This window comes from Colwellia piezophila ATCC BAA-637 (assembly GCF_000378625.1).
Lineage (GTDB): Bacteria > Pseudomonadota > Gammaproteobacteria > Enterobacterales > Alteromonadaceae > Colwellia > Colwellia piezophila.
The window spans coordinates 1-21,885 of record NZ_KB905174.1; the positions used below are offsets into that span (position 1 = coordinate 1).

Consider the following 21,885-nt stretch of genomic DNA (forward strand, 5'->3'; position numbering starts at 1 on the left):
ATGATGAGCACGCGGTTATAGGTTAACGCCAAGAAACTCCAAGCCGATTATGTTGGTTATAGCTAATATTAAGTATAAAAAGGGATAATGCTCATCGTATGTAAGTGTTTAATAACCGAGTCCTACAATGTTGTTACATATTATGTAACAGCTTTTTTAATGCGTTGAAACTCAGCTATGTGTTATATGTTAGATAAAGCTAGGGAACTCTAACTACTTTTAGTGTTCTACATTTATCAGAATATAGTTAAAACCGACAATATGGATCTCACTTAATGAAAAAAATTCAGCTGTTTAACAATAAAATCGTATTCGCCATACTAACCACTATTGGCTGTGCCACTTCTTTTACGTCGTCTGCCAGTAAGTCGAGTACCGTTGACTTCAATGAAGTGATGATTATTTCTCCCTATAACCTCACTCAAGAAATTATTGCCGCAGACGTACTGCCAAATAAAGGTAAAGAGTTAGTCACGTTTTCTGTTGATGAAAAGGGTAACCGATGGTTAATTATTTATCAGTTAAACAAGCAGACAAGTCAGTATGTTATCGCAGAACAAGCCATTATCCCTAAGCACTTTTATCGCTTTGATTTAAGTGAGCTAAAACCCGAAGAGAAAGCCGGGCGAACACAAAATATCTATTTTCTTTCTGCGGATTCACTCGCCCTTTATAAAAATAAACAGTTTAAGAAACTGGTAGATATTGACTCCTTATATGTACAAGAGCAGGCGGACTTTCTTAGTAAAGGAAACTTTATTCAAGATTTGAATAATGACAATTTTGATGACGTGATTATTGCTGACTTTACTCAAACTCATATTTTTATCGGCCAAGGAATGAATAGCTTTGCTAAGCAAACTCTGCCGATAAAACCTGAGGTACGGGTGCTCTCAGCAGGGGCGACTTATACTGAAACCAAGTTATATTTTACGGATGTTAATTTTGATAAAAAAACAGACATTTTATTGGTAGGTGATGGCGAAATGATTGTTTATCCTCAAACTGAACAGAGTAAATTTTCTAGCACAGCAGTTATCTTACCGATTAATGAAGCGATCAGTGGTACCGATTGGTGGAATAAGCGTGATGAAAGTGGTGAACAATTAGATCAAAGTGATTTGGAGTATCGCAAGTTAGAAGAGCTACGCGATGTCAATGCCGATGGTATTACCGATATGGTAGTTCGCTACACCAAGGCTTCTGGTGTGCTTGACCGTGTTAACGATTATGAAATATTCCTCGGTAAAAAAAGCCAAGGCGTGTTGAGCTATGCACAACAGGCTGACAGCGTCATTCATGCTGAAGGTACGTTAACAGGATTAGAGTTTGTTGATATTGATAATGATGACAAACTTGAGGTTTTAATTGCTGGCTTTGATATTGGTTTATCACAAATTATTGGTGCTTTGATTACGGGGGGGATTGACCAAGATGTCTATGTATTTAAAATGAACGAGCAGGATAAGTTCCCCGCGAAACCGGCGATAAAAAAAGATGTTGAACTGACCTTTAGTTTAACTTCGGGCCAAAGTGGTAGTGCGGTGGTTAAGTTAGCAGACTTAAATGGCGATGGTTTAAAAGAATTGATCTTGTCTGATGATGACGATGAGCTAAAAATATACCTAGGTAAAAAAATTACTAAAAGCAGCAAATATAAACGCTCATTTAACAAGCGCAGTGTTGGCTACGACACGCAGTTACCTAAAAATGGTAATCTTGTCATGGTTGAAGATTTAAATGGTGATGGCAAAGATGATTTATTGATGAAGTTCTCTCGTCTTGATGGCGAAGGGAAAGCTAAAGAGTTTAAAGTGCTCTTTTCACTGTAGCAACCTCGATAGTTTACCAATAGCTTCCACCATTATTATACCAATTTGATTAAATTTCTTCCCAATTCAGAGCTCTGCTCAATGTTCAATAACAAGGAAAGTTTGTTTCGGTTTAGTCATTCTAAATCAAATAAATTTAACGATGTTAGTGGGCATCGAGCAAGCTCCCAGAGGGCGAGTTTAAAAGACTTACATGCTGCGTTATTTATTTTGACAAGGGAATAACCATTCTCTTCAATCAATGCCTTGCCTCTAAGCCTTTTAATTCTCGCTGAGTGGGAAAGAACTTAATCAACTTGGTATTAGTTAGCTAAGGCAATAAAACACAGCGATAATTTATACTATGAAACAAGATATTTGTGGGTATCATCAAGATGAAGAGCGGCATTGGGTGGCTGAGTTAGCTTGTGGTCATTTTCAACATGTTAGGCACAAGCCGCCTTTTATAAACAGACCTTGGGTAACGTCACTTAGTGGGCGAGAAGGCATGTTAGGGCATAAACTTAAGTGTAAGAAATGTGATGAGATGGCACCTAAAGATAAAGTCTAACCGCTAAGGTGTAGTTAATAGCGGTAACCCAGACTGAAGAAAGGGTAATGGTCATCGTTATAAACATTATAAGTTACCCCAAGCGACAAACCTGGGTTATCTTTGCCATAAAAGTAATATTTATAACCCACCGATATACCGTAAGCAGCATGGTGCACTATTTCGAAGCTGTCATTATAAATGGTCTCTATATTGATGGTGCCGCAATAGAAACCTAAGAAAGTCTTTTATCAAGAAAATAGTTGATGCCAACGCCTGATCACAATGCTCTGTTGTTATCATTGCTGCCAGAGTTGGCTTTAAGTGCACCAACAGCAATAAGGTTAAAATGAATCCTTTCAAAAAACACTCCTTGTTTTCTTATAAATTAGCTTGTTGAGTAACTTTACTTATCCAGAGTTGAGCTTATACCAATTTGATTAAATTTCTTCCCAACTCAGAGCTCTGCTCAATGTTCAATAACAAGGGAAATTTGTTTCGGTTTAGTCATTCTAAATCAAATAAATTTAACGATGTTAGTGGGCATCGAGCAAGCTCCCAGAGGGCGAGTTTAAAAGGCTTACATGCTGCGTTATTGATTTTGACAAGGGAAAAACCATTCTCTTCAATCAATGCCTTGCCTCTAAGCCTTTTAATTCTCGCTGAGTGGGAAAGAACTTAATCAACTTGGTATTACTTTGTGAAGCGACTCGCCTTTAGCCAAGTATCATTTGCTGCTTGATGTTGCCCTTGCAGGCCATGGGCTTGTGCTAGCGCATGCAGATCTTGTAAATCATACTGCTTACCGTAGTTTTCTTCCTCAAGCTTTATCAAGCTGCCAAAAGCCTTCTCTGCCATAGAGTATTGTTCGCTCATCAACGCTAGGTGGCCTAAACAGCTCAGCCATTTACCACTATGAATATCTTTATGTAGCTGTTTCTGCACAATAGCTATCAGCTCATCAGCGTGTTTAATCGGTAGGTTACGCGTTTGTTTTAAAAATTCAGCGCTGGGTGATTTTTTAAATAAAGGCACTAATAACTTGTTTATCGGTTCAATAATTTCGTGCTCAGCCAACACCTGACAGTAAGCAAGTAGAACGGCTTCGCGCTGTTTAACCTTACGACCTAGAGTATCCCAATTGGTTTGTAATTTGTTACTGTTATGCTGTTTAATACTGTCAGTGAAACTACCGTAGTAGGCCTTTTTTTCCCAAAGCCGAACCGTTTTATCGCTGATGGTTTTTGCTTTGTGTGCAGAAGGTAAATAATGCAGTGCTTGCTCAAAGCGTTGTTCAACCAAACATAAATCTATTTCCAGTGCCAGTAAGCGCGCATCATGACCAATTTGTTTGTGATTTTCATCAATGAGCAAGCGTGCCTTAGCGTAAGGTTCGCTGCTATCTTGATTCATTAGTAATTTGATATTTACAATGATGCTTTCTAAGCCGAGATCTTTAATTTTAACGGTTTCTTTTTCAAGTAAGGCTAAATAATGATTGGTGTTACTATTCAGTGCTAACTTGGCAGAGGCTGATGCCGCCAATAGATAAGCACTTTGTTTACGTTTTGATGGAATGGCACTTTTTGAAAATAACGCTTCTGCTTGGCTATAATCCTCTAGCATATAAGCAGCCAAGCCTTTGTTAAAATTAGCAATGCCACGGCGTTGTCCGGCAAAAGCGAGCTTATTCCAAGTACCAAAACTAAAGTTTAAACCACCACGTAGTAGCTTTAAGCTAAGCACTAAAGTTATAAAGAGTAGCGTTAGCATAATACCTGCAGAGAGTACGGTTAACTCTATAGTGGTATTGCCCATGGCAATAAGGATGTAACCTTTTTCATCAATTAAAAAGGGACTGATGGCCATTACGCAAAGAAAAAGCACTAAACCGATAATGATGCGGATCATCGTTGACCTCCACTCATTGGCTCATCTTCAATAGGCTTTTTTACTTCAGCTTTTATTTCTTTAGGCTTTATTTCTTTAGGTGTTAACTCTAGCGCTGATTCTTCAGTGGTAATTGTTTCAGTTAACTCAGTTTTCAGGGGGTTTTTATGTTGCACTGCACCTTGTTTAGTCGTTTCAAGCAAGCGTTGCATAGCCGCCAATGAGACTAAGTCACTTGGGTAGTCGTAATAAACAATTTGCTGTTTTAGCTGTTCGATTGATTGATAAAACTTTTGATTGCTCGCTAAGTCCATATCAAAATATTCATTGAGCCACTGTTGAATATCAAGCAAAGTTTGTTGATATACCTCCGCCTTTTGTTCGCTGGCGGCCCATTGCACTAACTGTACTTTTAAGCTTAAGTTCTGTCTTAAATGTTGTTGTTGATTAGGTGTCATTAAAGGTTCAACCATGCCGGTTCTACGACGAACCGTAATAAAATCATTAAGAAACTTTTGCCAGGTCTTGGCCAGATTTGTTTGCCAGTCGTTAATATTGTCCGAAAGAGTAAAATCTTCTTTTTCGCCGGCTAATGTTTCACCTAAATTAACCTTGGCAAGTGTTAAGCTTGGCACCTGCTTATTCAGCGCCATCAAGGTTAAAATGGCTTGTTGATTTTGTAAGGTCGGCATTAAGGCTAAGGCTTCAATATCTTCATTAATTAAGGCGCGCACCGGTAAATATTTAGGTTGCTTGAGTTCTTTAAGTCGACTGTCGGCCTCGCGCAGTAAACTAATAGCGGCTTTCGTATCACGCTCTAACCACATAGTGCGAGCAGCGACACGAACCAGGTATTCAGCTTCATGAATTAACCAATCACTTGGCTGGCGTTGGCTTACTTGCTGCTTTATTTGACTTATTTGAGTTGATAATTGTTGTATTTGAGCGTCACTATCAAGATGCGCTTTTTGGGCGCTTTCTTGTGATTGACTAGTGCTTTTATGTTGCTGTAATTGGTTATTAAAAGTGTTTATTAAGCTGGTTCGAAGTTGCTCTTGGCTTTGTTGTAACGCTTGTTGGTTTTGCTGACTTAAGGTTAAAAGTTGCGCGCTAGTTTGTTGCTGCTGCCAAACATAATGGCCTATGGAGGCGAAAATACTTAATAAAGCAATGACGAGGGCCATTATTGAGGTTTTATTCGATGATTTTTTAGTGTCGAGCTGAGCGCGTGATGGCTTTTTAGTTATCGGGCTGGCAGGGGGGCTCTTCTGTTCAGGTTTTGCCGCTGTTGTCTTGGCATTACTGGCAGATGATAATTTAGCGGCCTCTTTTTTCTCGGGTTCGCTATTATCCGATAAATTGTTTTTAGAGACTTCGTTATCCGACATGATTCTATTTTCCATCGTTATTTACGTTATAAACAGACTACGAGCAAGAGAGTGTTTGCAACGTATTACAGAGTATTTGAGAACTAGCACTGTGGGCATTAATCACCCGTTTTAAGCCTAAGGCTTTGGCGTTTTTTTCAATACGTTCACTGACTACAAGCCACAGACATTGAGATTGCCAAAAATGATCAGTGCTTTCAGTGGTATTGGCTAGATATTTTACTAAGGCTAATAATATATCGTTACTGGTAATGACAATACAGTTAATTTGTTGTGCTCGCCATTGTTGGGCAATATTTATTGGTAATGTTCGCCATACACGTTGATAACTTTCTATATAACTAACTTTAGCACCTCGTTGGCGTAAATTATTAGCAATATGTTCTCGGCCACCATTACCACGGAATATGACCACTTTTTTGTTCTTGATCTTGGTCAATTGTGACAGCTTAAGTAAACCTTCACTGTGTTCTTGTTGAGAAGGTGGCGTCGATACCTCGGTTATTCCTATTGCATGTAACGCTTGTTTTGTGGCATTACCGACAGCAAAAAACCGCTGAGATACACTATTACTTAACGGATAGTTCAGCTGAGTAAATTCAACCGCAGCAACACTAACAAAAATAAGTATATCGGCATGTTTTAATGCTGTGGCTATGTCGTTAGCGCTGGCGTTACTTTGATAATCAAAGAGGGGTTGGCTGGTATTGGCTATGCCTTGTTGATTAAGTAACAAAGTAAGTTGCTGAGCTTTAACTTCGGGTCTAGTGATTAAGACCTTTAGTGACTCATTGGTATCCGTCTCAAGCGGTGTCGCTTGAGACGGTTTTTTGGAAAACTTACTTTTTTTCGTCATTATTTTCTGAATAAACTTGCTGTAAGATTTTGTCTGCGCCTCGGCTAAGTAACTCTTGTGCGAGTTTATTGCCCAGTGCTTCACCTTCTTCTACGGGGCCAGTGATTTCACTTTCGATCATTTCACTACCGTCAACCGCGCCAACTAAGCCGCGCAAGTAAATTTCTTTGCCATCTTCAGAAATTACGCCGTAGCTAGCAATAGGCACTTGGCAGCCGCCTTCAAGCGCTTTATTCATCGCACGCTCTGCTAGTACGCGAATACGGGTCGTTGCACATTCTAATGGCGCTAATAAGGCTTTAATGTTTTCATCATCATTACGACATTCAATACCCACGGCACCTTGGCCATTTGCCGGTAACATTTCTTCTGGTTCGATGAATTGTGCAATACGTTCTGGCATTGCTAAACGAATTAAACCAGCAGCCGCTAAGATTATGGCGTCGTATTGGCCTTCGTCTAATTTTCTCAAGCGCGTATTGACATTGCCTCGTAAATCACGAATATCTAAATCTGGGCGGCTTGCTTTTAATTGACATTGGCGACGTAAGCTAGAGGTACCAACGATGGCGCCTTTGGGTAAATCGGCTAATGATTTGATGGTATTAGAAACAAAGGCATCACGGGGATCTTCACGAGGACAAATAACTTCTAGGCCTAAGCCTTCTGGAAAATCTACTGGCACATCTTTCATTGAATGCACCGCGATATCAGCACGGTCTTCAAGCATGGCTACTTCAAGTTCTTTAACAAATAACCCTTTACCACCGACTTTGGCCAAAGGCGTGTCTAAAATGATATCGCCTTTTGTTGTCATCGGCACTAATACAACGTTAATGCCGTCATGAAAATGTTCAAGTTGCGCTTTCACATATTCTGCTTGCCATAAAGCGAGGGCGCTTTTACGCGTGGCAATTCGTACTGTGGTGTTATTCATTCAATGTATCCAAATATATGATGGTGATACCCATAAGTTCTTAATGAACTTATCGGTATTACTGAGCTGAAAGTGTTAATTCAGCTTCAGCTTGTGTGCTTACGGCATTTGATAAAAATTGCCAAAATTCATCGCCACTACGCTTATCTATCCAACATTCGTTGTCAAAGGTAAAGTGGTGACCGTTGAATTTTGTTGCTACCCATATTTCATGTAACGGGGCTTGCTTGTTGATAATTACTTTGGTGGTATTTAGAAAAGTCAGCGTTAATAATCCGCCAACGCCTTCGTAATCTATATCAACACCAGATTCTTCAATCGCTTCTTCAATAGCGAGAAGCAGTTCATCGGCGAGCAAGTTGTATTGGCTATCGTTCATTGCCTATCCTTTAAATATCATTATTTTTTTAAGTGAGTAACATACCAAGTCTATTCAGTTAGTTTTCTGTCAGAGCTTGTTAACGCGGTGAAAATAAGCAGCGTTTTTTATATCTAATCATTCTATATTAAAAAGCTTCTGTGCGATTATTTAAACGCTGTAAAAGGCCCAAAGGGCTAGTTTCAAAGGCTTAAATACCGCGTTATTGATTTTAACCATAAAATAATTATTATCTTCAATCAATGCCTTGCCTTATAAGCCTTTTAAGTCCCGCTGAGTGAGAATAAACTTATTAGAATTGCTATAAATGTTGATAAGCATGTGAGTATAATAGCAATCAGACAAAATAAATATAGATACTAAGCGGTTAAGTTAGGGTAAAAACCTTGATTTAAACGACTTTCATGGTAAAAACCATCATGCGCATCAAAAGACTCCGATACCGACAAAAAAAGTTTCATCAAGAATCAAAATTCAAATCAATATTATTGACATTTTTTGCGGCTATTTTTATATCTGCGTGCGGTATTAAAGGTGATTTGTATGAAACGCCTGAGCAAGCCTCTAGCGAACAAAATACCATGACCGAGCAGGGCGCAGTAAGCCAAAAAAATGGCGTTAGTCAACCGGCTGACTCACAGAAAAAATCAGTAACAATGCTTGAAAAATCTGAGCAACCACAAGCTGCTCAGCAACCGATTGAACAAGCTATCAATCCATCGGATAAGCAATCTACAGATCCTATTAAAGAGTAAGTATTAATGCTAGTTAATTTTTCTAAAATGCATGGTTTAGGTAATGATTTTTTAGTGATTGATAATGTCACGCAAAATGTTTTTTTATCGCCAGAGCAAATCATGAAATTTGCCGATAGAAACTTTGGTGTCGGCTTTGATCAGCTTTTAGTGGTAGAACCGCCTTATGATCCTGATTTAGATTTTCATTATCGCATTTATAATGCTGATGGTAGTGAAGTAGGGCAATGTGGTAATGGCGCTCGTTGTTTTGCCAAGTTTGTTCGCATGAAAGGCTTGTGTAATAAACATAAGATCAAAGTCTCTACTAGTACCGGAAAAATGAATTTACAGATTGAGCGCGATGGTAATATTTCTGTGACCATGCCGGTACCACAATTTGAGCCGAATAAGATTCCTTTTAATGCACAAAAAATGGAAGGCACTTATATTCTGCGTAGTGAAAGCGAAACCGTTTTATGTGGTGCAGTATCAATGGGTAATCCACACTGTGTCGTTACCGTGGATAATGTCCTTGAGGCGCCAGTCGCATCTCTTGGTCAAGAGTTATCAACTCATGAGCGTTTTCCAAAAGATACCAATGTTGGCTTTATGGAAATCGTCTCACCCAATTATATTAAATTAAGAGTTTATGAACGCGGCGCAGCAGAAACCTTGGCTTGTGGTAGTGGTGCTTGTGCTGCCGTTGTCGTTGGCTATATGCAGAAAAAACTCGCCAAACAAGTCACCGTAGAATTGCCTGGCGGTAAGTTACGTATATTTTGGCAAGGACCTGGCCACCCGGTAAAAATGTCAGGACCGGCAACACATGTATTTGATGGTCAAATATCGATCTAAGCCACTATTCACCCTACTCTAATTAACGATGGCATCCAATGAAAGAAGAATCCAGCAACATGAATGATCTACAAAAGAGCATTAACAGTGAAGAACTACCATTAACCGATGAGTTGGTGGTCAGTTACCTGCAAGATAATCCTGAGTTTTTTAATCGCAATAACAGTTTGATGACCAGCTTACGCTTAAATGATGAGCACCGTGGTACTGTTTCTTTAGTCGAGCGGCAACAGCAGCAACTTCGCCAAAAAGTACATGGTTTAGAAGATGAGATTACTCAGCTAATGTCAGTAGCTAACCATAATGAGCAGTTGTTTGTACTCTATAGCGATCTTTATTTGCGTTTACTTGATTGCCAATCAGCAGCAGAGTTGCTCGATTGTTTACATCAAGCGACCACTGAATTGTTATCATTATCTTCGTTTAAATTGTGGCTGATCCCTGCAAATAACCCAACCGTTACTCACCACTGTATATCAACCAATGATTGCGCGGGCGTAATGCAAAATCGTTTAACTAACGACGAGTATTACTTTGGTCGTTTGCAAGCCTCGGAGCAGGCATTAATTTTCTCCCATGAATGTACAGGATCAGTGGTGCTGATTAAGCTTATCCACGATGAACAACCGATTGGCTTTCTTGCGATTAGCAGTGAGGATGCACATCATTTTGATCCCCGCATGGATACTTTATTGTTAAGCCAGTTCAAACGTTTAGTGGCAAAATTGTTACAGCAACAGTTGGCTTTGTAAGCATGCAAATCTACCGTCGTTTAACAGAAATCAAAGCGATTAGCTTTGATTTAGATGACACTTTATATAACAACCGTCCAGTTATGCTGGCGATTGAAAAAAAGATGGTGCAGTATTTTACTGAAAAATTTGCCATGTTATCACTTGAGTCAGTATCTGAACTACGGCTTAAACCAAAGCAGGTTTTTAATCGTCGCTTCTGGGCGCCATATCGACAACAAGCGATATCAGTGACACCTGAACTTACTCATGATGTTGTTAGAGTTCGATATGAGACTTATCGATTAGGTTTTTTGGCGTTGCAACTTTCTGTCGAAGAGTCGATAAAAGCAGCACAGGCGGGTTTAGATTATTTTATTAGTTTACGAAGTGACTTTACCGTACCAAAAGCAAGCCATGAACTATTAGCGAATTTAAGCAAAAAATTTCCTTTAGTGGCTATTAGTAATGGCAATGTCGATACTAAAGCCTTAGGTATTGAGCATTATTTTACCCATATTTACCATGCCGGGTTTCAAGCAGCTAGCACTCAAGGTGAAAGTGAATATTTGCTTAGACAAAAACCAGCAACAGATATGTTTACCTTGGTATGTCAGCAGTTAGTCATTCGTCCTGAGCAATTATTGCATGTTGGCGATTGTGGTTTTGCCGACATTTATGGTGCGTTAAATGCGGGCTGCCAAGCAGCTTGGTTACCACAATACGGTGTTGGTAAAAAACTGCGGCAAATCCCTCATATTGAATTAGCGCATGTTACTGAGCTGTCTGAGCTCTAAACTCGTGGTTTAAATAAATCGCAATCAAAAGCACCCTATTGATAAAGTAGCGTGCTTTTTTTTTGCTATTCAGTGCATTGTAACGCCATTAAGCCACTTCAATAGCTTGCTCGATAAATCCCCACACTAGGTGTATTTTATTAAATACTTGGTACTGTAAAAATAAACAGCACACCACAACAAGTCAGCCTAAATAGTGATATACTTTTGCTAATTTTTCAGTACCGCTATCTACTTCATTAGATAATGCCACTCAATCAAGGTTTTTAACCCTATGGACGTTTCAGAATTACTCGACTCCCTTAATGATAAGCAGCGTGAAGTTGTTGCCGCCCCTAAACAAAATATGCTTGTTTTGGCTGGCGCCGGCAGTGGCAAAACCCGAGTATTGGTGCAACGTATTGCTTGGTTAATGCAAGTTGAAGGCGTTTCTCCACACAGTATTCTAGCGGTAACGTTTACCAATAAAGCTGCCGCAGAAATGCGCGCTCGGGTAGAGCAGGTAGCCAATGGTAATACTCACGGTATGTGGATAGGTACATTTCATGGTTTAGCGCATCGATTATTACGTATGCATTTTCAAGAAGCTAACTTACCACAAAGCTTTCAAGTACTTGATAGTGATGATCAATTACGTTTAATAAAGCGTATTGTCCGCTCATTAGAACTTGATGAGAAAAAGTGGCCGCCTAAACAATTTGTTTGGTATATCAATGGCAAAAAAGATGAGGGCTTACGTCCACAACATATTGATGCCCAATTTGACCCAACAGAAGAGTTATTTGTTAAGGTTTATAAAGCCTATCAAGAAACCTGCGATAGATCGGGTTTAGTGGATTTTGCCGAATTATTACTACGCGCCCATGAGTTATGGTTGAAAAACCCTGCCTTGTTAGAGCATTACCAACAGCGTTTTGGCCATATTTTAGTGGATGAGTTTCAAGATACCAACGCTATACAATATGCCTGGCTTACCATGCTAGGAAAAGCTCGCAGTAAAGTAATGATTGTTGGTGATGATGACCAATCTATTTATGGTTGGCGTGGTGCCAAGATAGAAAATATCGAGCGATTCTTAAAAGAATATGATGGAGCCAAAACTATTCGCCTCGAGCAAAATTATCGCTCAACCGCCAATATATTGAATGCTGCCAATCAATTAATTAGCAATAATAATAATCGCATGGGTAAAAAACTGTGGACCGATGGTGAAGCCGGTGACAAGATTTCCATTTATACCGCTTTTAATGAAATTGATGAAGCGCGCTTTATGGCTAGCCGTATCAAGCAGTGGCGTGATGATGGTGGCAAGCTTGATGAAGTGGCGATATTGTATCGTTCTAATGCGCAATCACGTTTACTCGAGGAAGCCTTATTACAAGGGCAGTTACCCTATCGTATTTATGGCGGTCAACGCTTCTTCGAACGTCAGGAAATCAAAGATGCACTGGCCTACATGCGCCTGATCAATAACCGTGATGATGATGCGGCTTTTGAGCGCATTATCAATACGCCAACCCGTGGCATTGGCAACCAAACCTTGTCTTTGGTGAGAGATGCCGCACGCGGTATGGAAGTCACCATGTGGCAGGCATGTCAGCAAATGTTGCAAGCAGAGCAATTGAAAGGCCGAGGCGCGAAAACAATTACCGCCTTTATGCAACTGATTGAACAATTAGAAGATGATACCGGTAATTTAGACCTTGATCAGCAAGCCAATTTTATTATCAGCAATAGTGGTCTAAAGGCTATGTATCAAGCTGAAAAAGGTGAGCGTGCTGCCCAGCGTATAGAAAACTTAAATGAGCTAGTTACCGCTTGCCAAACCTATATACCGGATGCTGAGTTAATAGAAGAACAAACACCACTAACGGCATTTTTAACCCATGCGGCATTAGAGTCAGGTGAGTCACAAGCTGATGAATTTGAAGCCGCAGTACAGTTAATGACCATGCATTCGGCTAAAGGGCTAGAATTCCCCTTAGTGTTTATTGCCGGCCTTGAAGAAGGCATGTTCCCATCACAAAAATCGGTAGAAGAAATTGGCCGTCTCGAGGAAGAGCGCCGTTTATGTTATGTCGGCATGACAAGAGCGATGCGTAAGCTATACTTATGCCACGCCGAAAGCCGCCGCTTATATGGACAAGAAAAATTCCATAAAGCCAGTCGTTTTCTACGCGAACTACCTGAAGATTGTATTGAAGAAATTCGCATGCAATCACAAATTAAACGGCCTAGTAAAGTGGGTAAGTTCTCTAATACATTTACCCTTGAAACGTTTGCAAATACTGGGTTTAAGTTGGGTCAGCAAGTTAAGCATGCTAAGTTTGGTGAGGGTGTGGTACTTAACTATGAAGGCAGTGGTGCCCAATCAAGGATTCAGGTGAATTTTGAAGAGGTAGGCAGCAAGTGGCTTGTTGTTGAGTACGCCAATTTACAAGCGGTTTAAGGGCTTGTTAGTGGAGTATTTTTAGCTTTGAAGTTGACAATAAAAATAGCCTAAATTTAAATCAGAAGGTATTGAGATGTCTCAAAGATTATTAGTAGTAGAAGACAGTAAGCCTATAGCGACGGTTATCAAGCAGATAGCCCGTTCATTAAAGTTTGAGGTGGTTATTGCCACTAGCTTGGCTGAAGTGGAAAATATCTTATCTACCGATACTGATTTTTTTGCTGCCACCATTGATTATGCCTTACCTGATGCCCTGGATGGCGAAGCAATTGCTTGTGTATTATCTCATGGTATTCCGGGTATTGTGATGACCGGTAAAATGGATGATGAAACTCGTCAAAAAATACTATCGCAGCCAGTTATTGATTATATTCCTAAAGAAAATAGCCAAGCTTTTTTGTATTTAAAACGTGTTTTACATTGGCAGTTGACTAATAATCAAAATACTATTTTAGTGGTTGATGATTCATCTGCCGCGCGTAATCATATTGTTGAATTATTAAAGCGGCGTAATTTTAATGTCATCACGGCAAATAATGGTGTGCAAGCGTTAGAGAAAATTAGCCAACATAAAGATATTAAAATGGTTATCACTGACTTAGAAATGCCCGAAATGGACGGTATTGAGCTGACCAATGAAATACGCCGAGTTTATACCCGTGAGCAGTTAGCGGTGATAGGTATATCTGGAGCCAGTAATGGTATTCACTCGGCGCGCTTTATAAAAAATGGCGCCGATGATTTTCTACGTAAGCCATTTTGTCCTGAAGAATTCTATTGTCGCATTACACAAAACATTGACAGTCTGAATAATTTCGCCAAAATTCAGCATGCCGCTAATACCGATTACTTAACCGACCTTGCTAACCGCCGTGCCTTTTTCCGTAGTGCCAAACTTCGTATTAAAGAATATGTCAGCAAAAAAGTACCTTACTGTTTAGCCATGATCGATATTGATTTCTTTAAGAAGGTTAATGATAACCATGGCCATGATGTAGGCGATCAGGTGTTAAAAGTGGTAGCTCTTTATATGCGTAAACACTTTAGTTCAGGGCTTACCGCACGTTTAGGTGGCGAAGAGTTTGCGGTATTGTTGCATGGTTTAGATGTCGACAACTTATATAATAAGTTAGATGACTTCAGGCGCGAAATATCGGTGTCTACTATTCCCGCAGGAGATGCGTCAGTCTCGATAACATTAAGCTTAGGCGTGGTCTTTGATAGCCACGACGAATTTGCTAAGCAATTGAATGAAGCCGATAATGCGCTCTATTTAGCCAAAGAAAATGGTCGTAATCAGTTGGTTATTTCAGGGGCTGAACTCGAAGATTAGATGAGCTGAAGTCAAGTAACCATGAGAACAGCGCTTATTACTCCTACGGAGAACAAGCGCTTTTTTGAGTTAAATTCAGCTGTTTTTAATTGCGATTTCTTAATGAATCTACGCTGTAGAGTATCAAAGCAGCCCAAATGAAAATGAAGGTAACCAGTTCAGCACTCTTCATTGTTTCTTGGTAATAGAAGGTCGCCAATAAAAACATAATACTTGGGCCTAAATATTGGAAGAAACCTAAAGTGGACAATGCTAATCGTTTAGCTGCCGCAGTAAAAAATAATAACGGTGCTGTAGTCACAATACCTGCCATGATCAAGGTAAAGTTCAAGTTACTGGTGTTAACCGCCATATTGCTAGTGCTGCTATCCACAAAGAAAAACCAATAAGTAAGCGCTATGGGTAACATTATCAAAGACTCAATAAATAACCCGATAAATGAACTTACCGGTAGTTTCTTTCTTATTAAGCCATAGATAGCAAAAGTACTGGCTAAAGCCAATGAAATCATGGGCAGAGTTCCTAGCGCCACTAGTTGCACTAGCACACCAATTAAGGCTAAACCTACCGCCAATAACTGATTACGCCGTAAGCGTTCATGGAAAAACATCATGCCCAGTACAACATTAAAGAGTGGGTTAATGTAGTAACCTAAGCTGGCATCGAGCAAATGATTATTATTTATTGCCCAAATAAACATAAACCAATTCACCGCAAGAAAACTGGCTGATAAAGACAGCAGCAGTAATACCTTTGGTTGGCGGAAAACAGCAACGAGCTGCGACCATTTTTTCATAACGACAATCATCACGAGCAAAAATAAAGCCGACCAAATAACCCGATGCATTAATATTTCAGCGGGCTCAATTTCGCTGAGTAATTTAAAGTAGATGGGGGCAAAGCCCCACAGCAGGTATGCGGCTAACGCACTGAAGGCGCCGTTACGGCTGCTGTTTTGTTCGAGTTGGTGTTGTGAAGCTGTACTCATAAGTTAATTATTCAACGGTATTAGGTAATGATCGGCTAACAACTAGTAAATTACTAGGGTATAGATAGGTCGGGATAATAACATGACATTAAGTTATGCGAGCATTAAAAGCGTAGACGTCACTTACCACACTGTAAACTTGTTATTACTAACCTGAGTACTGAAAAATACATATTAGTAACCAAGTGATTTTATTCGATTTATAAATATATTTTTCAGTGCTAGGTTTTCACGGCATCACTGAGTTAAAATAGCGTTATTACTCCTAAGAAAATTAGTCGATACCTTCTTGAATTCCCCTGTAGCTAACACACAAGCCAACACAGCAATGAGTGCAGAAGATAATGCCTTATTGCTCGAGACCTTAAAGCACCATTTTGGCTATGAAAGTTTTCGTGCCGGGCAAGCAGAGATTATTAATAACTTACTGCAAGGGCGAGATTCTCTAGTCTTAATGCCTACTGGTGGAGGTAAATCTTTGTGTTATCAATTGCCTGCGATTCTATTGCCAGGGGTTACTATCGTTGTATCACCTTTAATTGCTTTGATGAAAGATCAAGTCGATGGCTTAACTCACCAAGGAATATCAGCGGCGTTTATAAATTCGAGTCTAGAGCAAAGCGAAATCAATGATATTTTTGCTCGCTTAGAGCGAGGTGAAATCAAGTTACTGTATGTGGCGCCGGAACGCTTAACGAATTATTATTTCCTCCAACGCCTGAGCCAATTACCATTAAGTTTATTTGCGATCGATGAAGCCCATTGTATTTCTCAATGGGGTCATGATTTTCGGCCGGCTTATACAAAACTACAATGTTTAAAGCAAAATTTTCCCACAGTACCTGTAATGGCACTAACCGCTACGGCGGACGTCACTACGCGTAAAGATATTTTGAACCAGTTAGCGTTACCTAATCCGTATATCCACCTTGATAGCTTTGACCGACCTAATATCCGTTTTACCCTAGCACCGAAATACAACGGTGAAAAACAGCTGCTAGGTTATATCAGGAAGAGAGGTGAAGACAGCGGCATTATTTATTGCAATAGTCGTTGGCAAGTAGAAAAGCTGGCTAAATATTTAGGCGCGAGTGGTATTAATTGTGCCGCTTACCATGCTGGTTTAGAGAATGAAATCCGTACCATAGTACAAGAGGGTTTTACTAAAGATAATATTCAAATTGTCATTGCAACTGTTGCCTTTGGCTTGGGCATTAATAAACCGAATGTGCGGTATGTTATCCATTTTGAACCGCCACGTACCTTAGAGTCTTATTATCAAGAAATTGGTCGTGCTGGCCGCGATGGCTTAGATGCCGAAGCGTTATTTTTGGTTGATGAGAAAGATGTCGCCCGTATTAAGAAACGCATTAGTGAGGGCGACAACCCTGAGCGAGTAAATGTTGAAATGCAGCGCTTTGCCGCTATGGATGCTTTTATAGATGCACAAACTTGTCGCCGACAGGTGGTACTGAATTATTTTGCCGAATATACTGAAAAAGGTTGTGGCAATTGCGATATTTGCTTAGATCCTCCAAGTCAGTTTGATGGCACCATAGAGGCACAAAAAGTATTGTCATGTGTTTATCGGATTAAGCAACAAGGTGATATTAATCATGTCATTGCGGTATTACGCGGCGAACTTTCTGATAAAATTAAACAACTAGGCCATGATAAAGTCTCAACCTTTGGTTTAGGCAAGGGCAAAACGGCTGGTTATTGGTTCTCTATTATTGGTCAGCTAATACATCTTGGCTATTTGCAACAAGATATCGAGCAACAATCCATTTTATGTTTAACGCAAGCTTCAGGTGTGGTCTTAAAAGCGCAAGAGCCACTGATGCTAGCGAGCCCACGTTTACAAAAAGCGAGTTACTGGCAACAAAAAAGCCCACAAAAAAGTTATGATCGCGCTTTATTTGCCAAATTGCGGGAATTACGCAAAGGTATTGCTGATGGCGAAGATATTGCGCCTTTCATTGTCTTCAATGATGCCACCTTATCTGAATTGGCGCGGGTAAAACCGAAAACCTCAAGGGAAATGCTCAGTATCAGTGGTATCGGGGAAGTGAAACTATCCCGTTATGGTCAGCCATTTTTGGCTTTAATTAAAGAGCATAACTAAGCAGTATATCTAAGCAGCATAACCAAGGAACATATCTAAGAGTTCAGCTAAAAAATTAGCTAGCCTATTTGTAGTATTTATGAAGAAATTGTTATTAACCCCGTTACTCATGCCTGTAATGAGTATCTTGTTGGCTACTCTTTTTGTCGTGCAGTCTTTTAGTCTCAGTGCAAAAACTCATAGTTATGGCAATGCCACCGTTGCGGCAGTAACCAGTATTTATGATGGTGATACCTTTAGAGCGAATATTGAGGGTTTCCCCACGATTATTGGTGAACATATGTCGATTCGAATTAACGGTATAGACACCCCAGAATTACGGGGTAAATGCCCTCAAGAGAAAGCGCTAGCAAAACTGGCCAAGCAATTTACTGTTAAGCACTTACGATCGGCTAAACGTATCACCCTTAAAAATATCAAGCGTGGTAAATATTTTCGCTTAATTGCCGATGTTTATGTTGATGGAGTGAACTTAGCTGAACAGTTAATAAAAAATAATCATGCGGTTGAATACCAAGGAAAAACAAAAATTAATTGGTGTAGTTAGTAATAACTGTTATGAGTAAACGCAGACAAAAAAGCCACTGAACTTAAATAAGTTAGTGGCTTTTTTTAGTATTGAAAAACTGAGCTAGGCTAGAACAAATAAGAAAACTATTCTTGCTCAGCTGCTTCAGTCTGCTCAGCTGATTTTTCGTTAGCTTGAGCTTTTTCTTGCTCTTTTTTATCCTCATGGCCTTCGCCACCACAACCACCGCAACAACCCATAATTTACTCCAGTTCAATTAGTCTTGTTGGGATAGTACCTGAGTGACTTACTCAGGTACTTGATCGAGATCAGCTTTAGCCATTTAAGATAAAGGTTAACTAAAAGTTAGTTAACCTTTAAATCTCATGACTTAGGTAATGAAGTAAAGCCCATGTTGAACAAGGTAAAGGCGTAGATATCGGCGTATTGCTCGATAGTTTTAGATACTGGCGTACCTGCACCATGACCGGCATTAGTTTCAATGCGGATTAACATTGGCGCATTACCTGCCTGTTTGGCTTGTAACTCAGCAGCAAACTTAAAAGAATGTGCTGGCACTACACGGTCATCATGATCGCCAGTGGTTACCATAGTGGCAGGGTAACTAACGCCCGCTTTCACATTGTGCACTGGTGAGTATGCGTGTAGATATTTGAACATCTCTTCACTTTGCTCAGCCGTACCGTAATCATAGGCCCAACCTGCACCAGAAGTGAAGGTATGGTATCTAAGCATATCTAATACACCCACGGCAGGTAAGGCTACTTTCATTAGGTCAGGACGCTGTGTCATTACCGCACCGACTAATAAACCGCCATTTGAGCCACCGTTTATCGCTAAGTAATCACTCGAGGTATAATCTTGTTTGATTAAGTACTCACCTGCAGCAATAAAGTCGTCAAAAACATTTTGTTTATCTAACTGTGTACCGGCTTTATGCCAATCTTTACCGTATTCACCGCCGCCACGTAAGTTGGCAACCGCATAAATACCGCCTTGCTCTAACCAAACTGCACGAGAGACACTAAATCTTGGTGTTAAGCTAATATTGAAACCACCGTAACCATATAAAATAGTTGGGTTCTTACCATTCAACTCAATACCTTTTTTATAGGTAATGATCATAGGTACTTTGGTGCCATCTTTTGAAGGGTAGAATACTTGCTTTGACTCATAAGCTGCACTATCAAATTTAGCGCCAGACTTACGGTAAACATCGCTGTTACCATTATCTATGTTGTAGCTATAGATAGTGCCTGGCGTTTTGTAGTTACTGAATGAATAATATAAAGTGTTTTCGTCTTTATCACCAGATAAGGCTGAAGAGCTACCAACACCTGGTAAGTTGATTTCGCGCACTTGTTTACCTTGATAATCATATTGGTAAACTTTTGAAATAGCGTCAACCATGTATTCAGTAAAGAAGAAGCCACCACCTGTTGAAGCGCTTAGTACATATTCTGTTTCGGCAATAAAGTCAGTCCAGTTGTCACTTGCCGGTTTTTTAGCATTTACCGTAACAATTTTCTTATTCGGTGCATTTAAGTTAGTTACTAAGAATAACTTGTCACCTTCATTTTCAATAACGTAACTATCAGCATCGAAATTATCGGTAATCGTCACTAATGGGCTATTTGGCTTGGTTAAATCTTTTAAGTAAAGATCATTGCCTGAGGTCGAAATGGCACCAGAGATAAGTAAGAAGCGGTTATCTTCAGTGACAGTACCACCAACGTAACGACGTTTTTGTTCAGCGGTATCGCCAAAAATTATTTTGTCATCTTTTTGCGGCTGACCTAAAGCATGGTAATAAAGTTTATGTTGATCGGTCTTAGCTGATAACTCACTGCCTTTTGGTTTGTCATAACTTGAGTAGTAAAATCCTTCATTTTTAAACCAAGAGATACCTGAGAATTTAACATCCACTAAGGGCGCTTCTAAGACCTCTTTTGTTTCTACATCAATGATGATGATTTTACGCCAGTCACTACCACCTTCAGAAATTGCATATGCGGCAATTGAACCATCTTTTGAGAAGCTCAGCTGCCCCATTGAGGTAGTGCCATCTTCACTGAAAGTGTTTGGGTCTAAAAATACTTCAGCTTCGCCACCGTCTTTTTGACGATAAACAACATATTGGTTTTGTAGGCCGTTATTTTTATAAAAGTAGGTGTAGTTACCTTCTTTAAAAGGCGCGCCAACTTTTTCATAGTTCCATAACTCAGCTAAGCGAGACTTTAGTTGGTCGCGGTAAGGAATTTGTGCCAAGTAATCAAAAGTGACTTTATTTTCTGCTTTTACCCAAGCGGCAGTTTCTTCGCTACGGTCATCTTCTAACCAACGGTACGGGTCAGCAACATCATTACCAAAATAATTATCAACCACATCACCTTTTTGAGTGACAGGATAGCTAACTTTCTGCATTTGTGTTTTAGCTAAAACATCAGTATTAGCTGATTTTTCAACGCTATTGCCAGTACAACCGGCTAATACGCTAGTGACCAAAACACTGGTCATAAAAAGGCTTTGTTTGTTCATGTTAGTCTCACTAAGTGGTAAATTAATTTATCCATCAGGCATGGAGCTTACTATGGATATTGACATTTATTTTACAAATCGTTTGGCAGTGTAGCAGAAGAGTATAAAGCAAGACTATGGCTTGCTTCATTGATCTATGAAGCAAGCGGCAGTATTTTGTTACAGAGGGTTACAAAGTTATTTGATAGCACAAGCTGGCTTGAGTCTGGGCTTGTTAAGTGGATTGGCACTTATTTAATCGCGGAAAACAACCTTGTTGACGCAGCGGTGGCAAGTTCTCAGTTTCCAGTACAGTTTATTGACTAAGATTTCCACTGATGTTGGCGGTATTTTTTGATTAAAATTAATGACTTGTGCGGTATTTTTTTTGGCTAGAACGCCTATTATCGACATGGCTAACGTGGCACAGCCTGAGAAAGAGAAACATAACTAACTATTGAAACTTAATTATGAGTAGCCTTAACTTGTTGTAATGTTTACATAGGCGGTTAAGTTTTAGCTATATTGATGAAGACTATAAAGTTATCTAATTTTCACCAATATAGCCTTAATACGGTTTATAGCTATTAATAACGATTTCTGAGCTCAGGAACGTCAGTATGGTATTGCACAAACTCAACTTCATAACCGTCGGCATCAAGAAAATAGATATTCTCTCTATATTCATCAGGTGTACCATCTTTATGAATAGGGAAACCAGCCTGTGTTATACGCGCTATGGTGCCTTTCAAATCACTAGTGACATAGGCAAAGTGTGCTAAACCGACTTGGTGGCCAGTTAAATCCCTATTGTCACCAACACCATTATCGGCCAAAGCGATATATTGATAATCATCACCAAAATGTAACCAATTTCTTGGTTTACCCGACCATTCACCTTTATCCCCGCCACGGACGTGCCAGTGAGGAAAAGCGGCTTGGTAAAATCGTAAACTCTTCTCAATGTCGCTAACGACTAAATTTATATGCTCTAAAGTAATCATAATTGC

At 39.7% G+C, this 21,885-nt stretch carries 18 protein-coding genes; 10 read left to right on the plus strand and 8 right to left on the minus strand.

Going from position 1 to position 21,885, the window contains the following annotated elements:
- Positions 1 to 275: 275 nt before the first annotated feature.
- Together F580_RS0120325 and F580_RS0120330 are read left to right on the plus strand one after the other, a co-directional pair.
- Complete coding sequence (locus tag F580_RS0120325; protein ID WP_019029600.1) at positions 276 to 1,832, plus strand: FG-GAP repeat domain-containing protein; 1,557 nt, start codon at positions 276 to 278, stop codon at positions 1,830 to 1,832.
- 343 nt (positions 1,833 to 2,175) lie between these two features.
- Positions 2,176 to 2,382, plus strand: coding sequence for a DUF3565 domain-containing protein (locus tag F580_RS0120330; RefSeq protein ID WP_019029601.1), 207 nt, complete (start codon positions 2,176 to 2,178; stop codon positions 2,380 to 2,382).
- A gap of 672 nt (positions 2,383 to 3,054) precedes the next feature.
- On the opposite strand, the gene F580_RS0120340 is transcribed toward F580_RS0120330, so the two are convergent.
- Genes F580_RS0120340 through cyaY form a run of 5 tightly spaced genes read right to left on the minus strand, consistent with a single transcriptional unit; the run spans position 3,055 to position 7,811 of the window.
- Positions 3,055 to 4,272 carry a heme biosynthesis HemY N-terminal domain-containing protein gene (locus F580_RS0120340; RefSeq protein WP_019029603.1) on the minus strand — a complete coding sequence of 406 codons (1,218 nt, stop codon included), beginning with the start codon at positions 4,270 to 4,272 and terminating at the stop codon, positions 3,055 to 3,057.
- Positions 4,269 to 5,639 carry a uroporphyrinogen-III C-methyltransferase gene (locus tag F580_RS0120345; protein ID WP_019029604.1) on the minus strand — a complete coding sequence of 457 codons (1,371 nt, stop codon included), beginning with the start codon at positions 5,637 to 5,639 and terminating at the stop codon, positions 4,269 to 4,271. The genes F580_RS0120340 and F580_RS0120345 overlap by 4 nt, the downstream gene beginning before the upstream one ends.
- A 37-nt stretch (positions 5,640 to 5,676) precedes the next feature.
- Positions 5,677 to 6,495, minus strand: coding sequence for a uroporphyrinogen-III synthase (locus tag F580_RS0120350; RefSeq protein ID WP_019029605.1), 819 nt, complete (start codon positions 6,493 to 6,495; stop codon positions 5,677 to 5,679).
- The gene (gene hemC, locus F580_RS0120355; protein ID WP_019029606.1) at positions 6,479 to 7,432 is read right to left on the minus strand and encodes a hydroxymethylbilane synthase; all 954 of its coding nucleotides are present in this window, start codon (positions 7,430 to 7,432) and stop codon (positions 6,479 to 6,481) included. Before hemC ends, F580_RS0120350 begins: the two co-directional genes overlap by 17 nt.
- A gap of 58 nt (positions 7,433 to 7,490) precedes the next feature.
- Positions 7,491 to 7,811, minus strand: a complete 321-nt coding sequence (gene cyaY / locus F580_RS0120360; RefSeq protein ID WP_019029607.1) for an iron donor protein CyaY — start codon at positions 7,809 to 7,811, stop codon at positions 7,491 to 7,493.
- Between the two features lie 419 nt (positions 7,812 to 8,230).
- On the opposite strand from cyaY, the gene F580_RS0120370 reads away from it, so the two are divergent.
- The 6 genes from F580_RS0120370 (at position 8,231) to F580_RS0120395 (ending at position 14,716) form a co-directional block, all read left to right on the plus strand.
- Complete coding sequence (locus tag F580_RS0120370; protein WP_157443197.1) at positions 8,231 to 8,566, plus strand: LptM family lipoprotein; 336 nt, start codon at positions 8,231 to 8,233, stop codon at positions 8,564 to 8,566.
- A 6-nt stretch (positions 8,567 to 8,572) separates the two neighbouring features.
- Positions 8,573 to 9,403, plus strand: a complete 831-nt coding sequence (gene dapF, locus F580_RS0120375; protein WP_019029610.1) for a diaminopimelate epimerase — start codon at positions 8,573 to 8,575, stop codon at positions 9,401 to 9,403.
- 38 nt (positions 9,404 to 9,441) lie between these two features.
- Positions 9,442 to 10,155, plus strand: a complete 714-nt coding sequence (locus F580_RS0120380) for a DUF484 family protein (RefSeq protein WP_245560659.1) — start codon at positions 9,442 to 9,444, stop codon at positions 10,153 to 10,155.
- 2 nt (positions 10,156 to 10,157) lie between these two features.
- Positions 10,158 to 10,931 (plus strand): HAD-IA family hydrolase, encoded by a 774-nt coding sequence (locus tag F580_RS0120385; protein WP_019029612.1) that lies wholly within the window; start codon positions 10,158 to 10,160, stop codon positions 10,929 to 10,931.
- Between the two features lie 274 nt (positions 10,932 to 11,205).
- Entirely contained in the window at positions 11,206 to 13,380 is a 2,175-nt protein-coding gene (uvrD, locus tag F580_RS0120390; RefSeq protein WP_019029613.1) for a DNA helicase II, read from the plus strand.
- Between the two features lie 76 nt (positions 13,381 to 13,456).
- Positions 13,457 to 14,716 carry a diguanylate cyclase gene (locus F580_RS0120395; RefSeq protein WP_019029614.1) on the plus strand — a complete coding sequence of 420 codons (1,260 nt, stop codon included), beginning with the start codon at positions 13,457 to 13,459 and terminating at the stop codon, positions 14,714 to 14,716.
- A gap of 85 nt (positions 14,717 to 14,801) precedes the next feature.
- Here the strand turns inward: F580_RS0120395 and rarD are convergent, their stop codons facing one another.
- Positions 14,802 to 15,704: an EamA family transporter RarD gene (gene rarD, locus F580_RS0120400; protein WP_019029615.1), complete on the minus strand. Its 903-nt coding sequence runs from the start codon at positions 15,702 to 15,704 to the stop codon at positions 14,802 to 14,804.
- A gap of 328 nt (positions 15,705 to 16,032) precedes the next feature.
- Here rarD and recQ point away from each other — a divergent pair, with 328 nt between their 5' ends.
- Together recQ and F580_RS0120410 are read left to right on the plus strand one after the other, a co-directional pair.
- A complete protein-coding gene (gene recQ, locus F580_RS0120405; RefSeq protein ID WP_019029616.1) occupies positions 16,033 to 17,829 on the plus strand; it encodes a DNA helicase RecQ in 1,797 nt (598 codons plus the stop codon).
- Between the two features lie 79 nt (positions 17,830 to 17,908).
- On the plus strand, positions 17,909 to 18,376 hold the full coding sequence (locus F580_RS0120410; RefSeq protein ID WP_019029617.1) for a thermonuclease family protein: 468 nt from the start codon (positions 17,909 to 17,911) through the stop codon (positions 18,374 to 18,376).
- Between the two features lie 345 nt (positions 18,377 to 18,721).
- Here F580_RS0120410 and F580_RS0120420 read toward each other — a convergent pair whose 3' ends face one another.
- Positions 18,722 to 20,896, minus strand: a complete 2,175-nt coding sequence (locus tag F580_RS0120420; protein WP_019029619.1) for a prolyl oligopeptidase family serine peptidase — start codon at positions 20,894 to 20,896, stop codon at positions 18,722 to 18,724.
- A 566-nt stretch (positions 20,897 to 21,462) separates the two neighbouring features.
- Positions 21,463 to 21,879, minus strand: a complete 417-nt coding sequence (locus F580_RS0120435; protein WP_019029622.1) for a VOC family protein — start codon at positions 21,877 to 21,879, stop codon at positions 21,463 to 21,465.
- Positions 21,880 to 21,885: the final 6 nt, after the last annotated feature.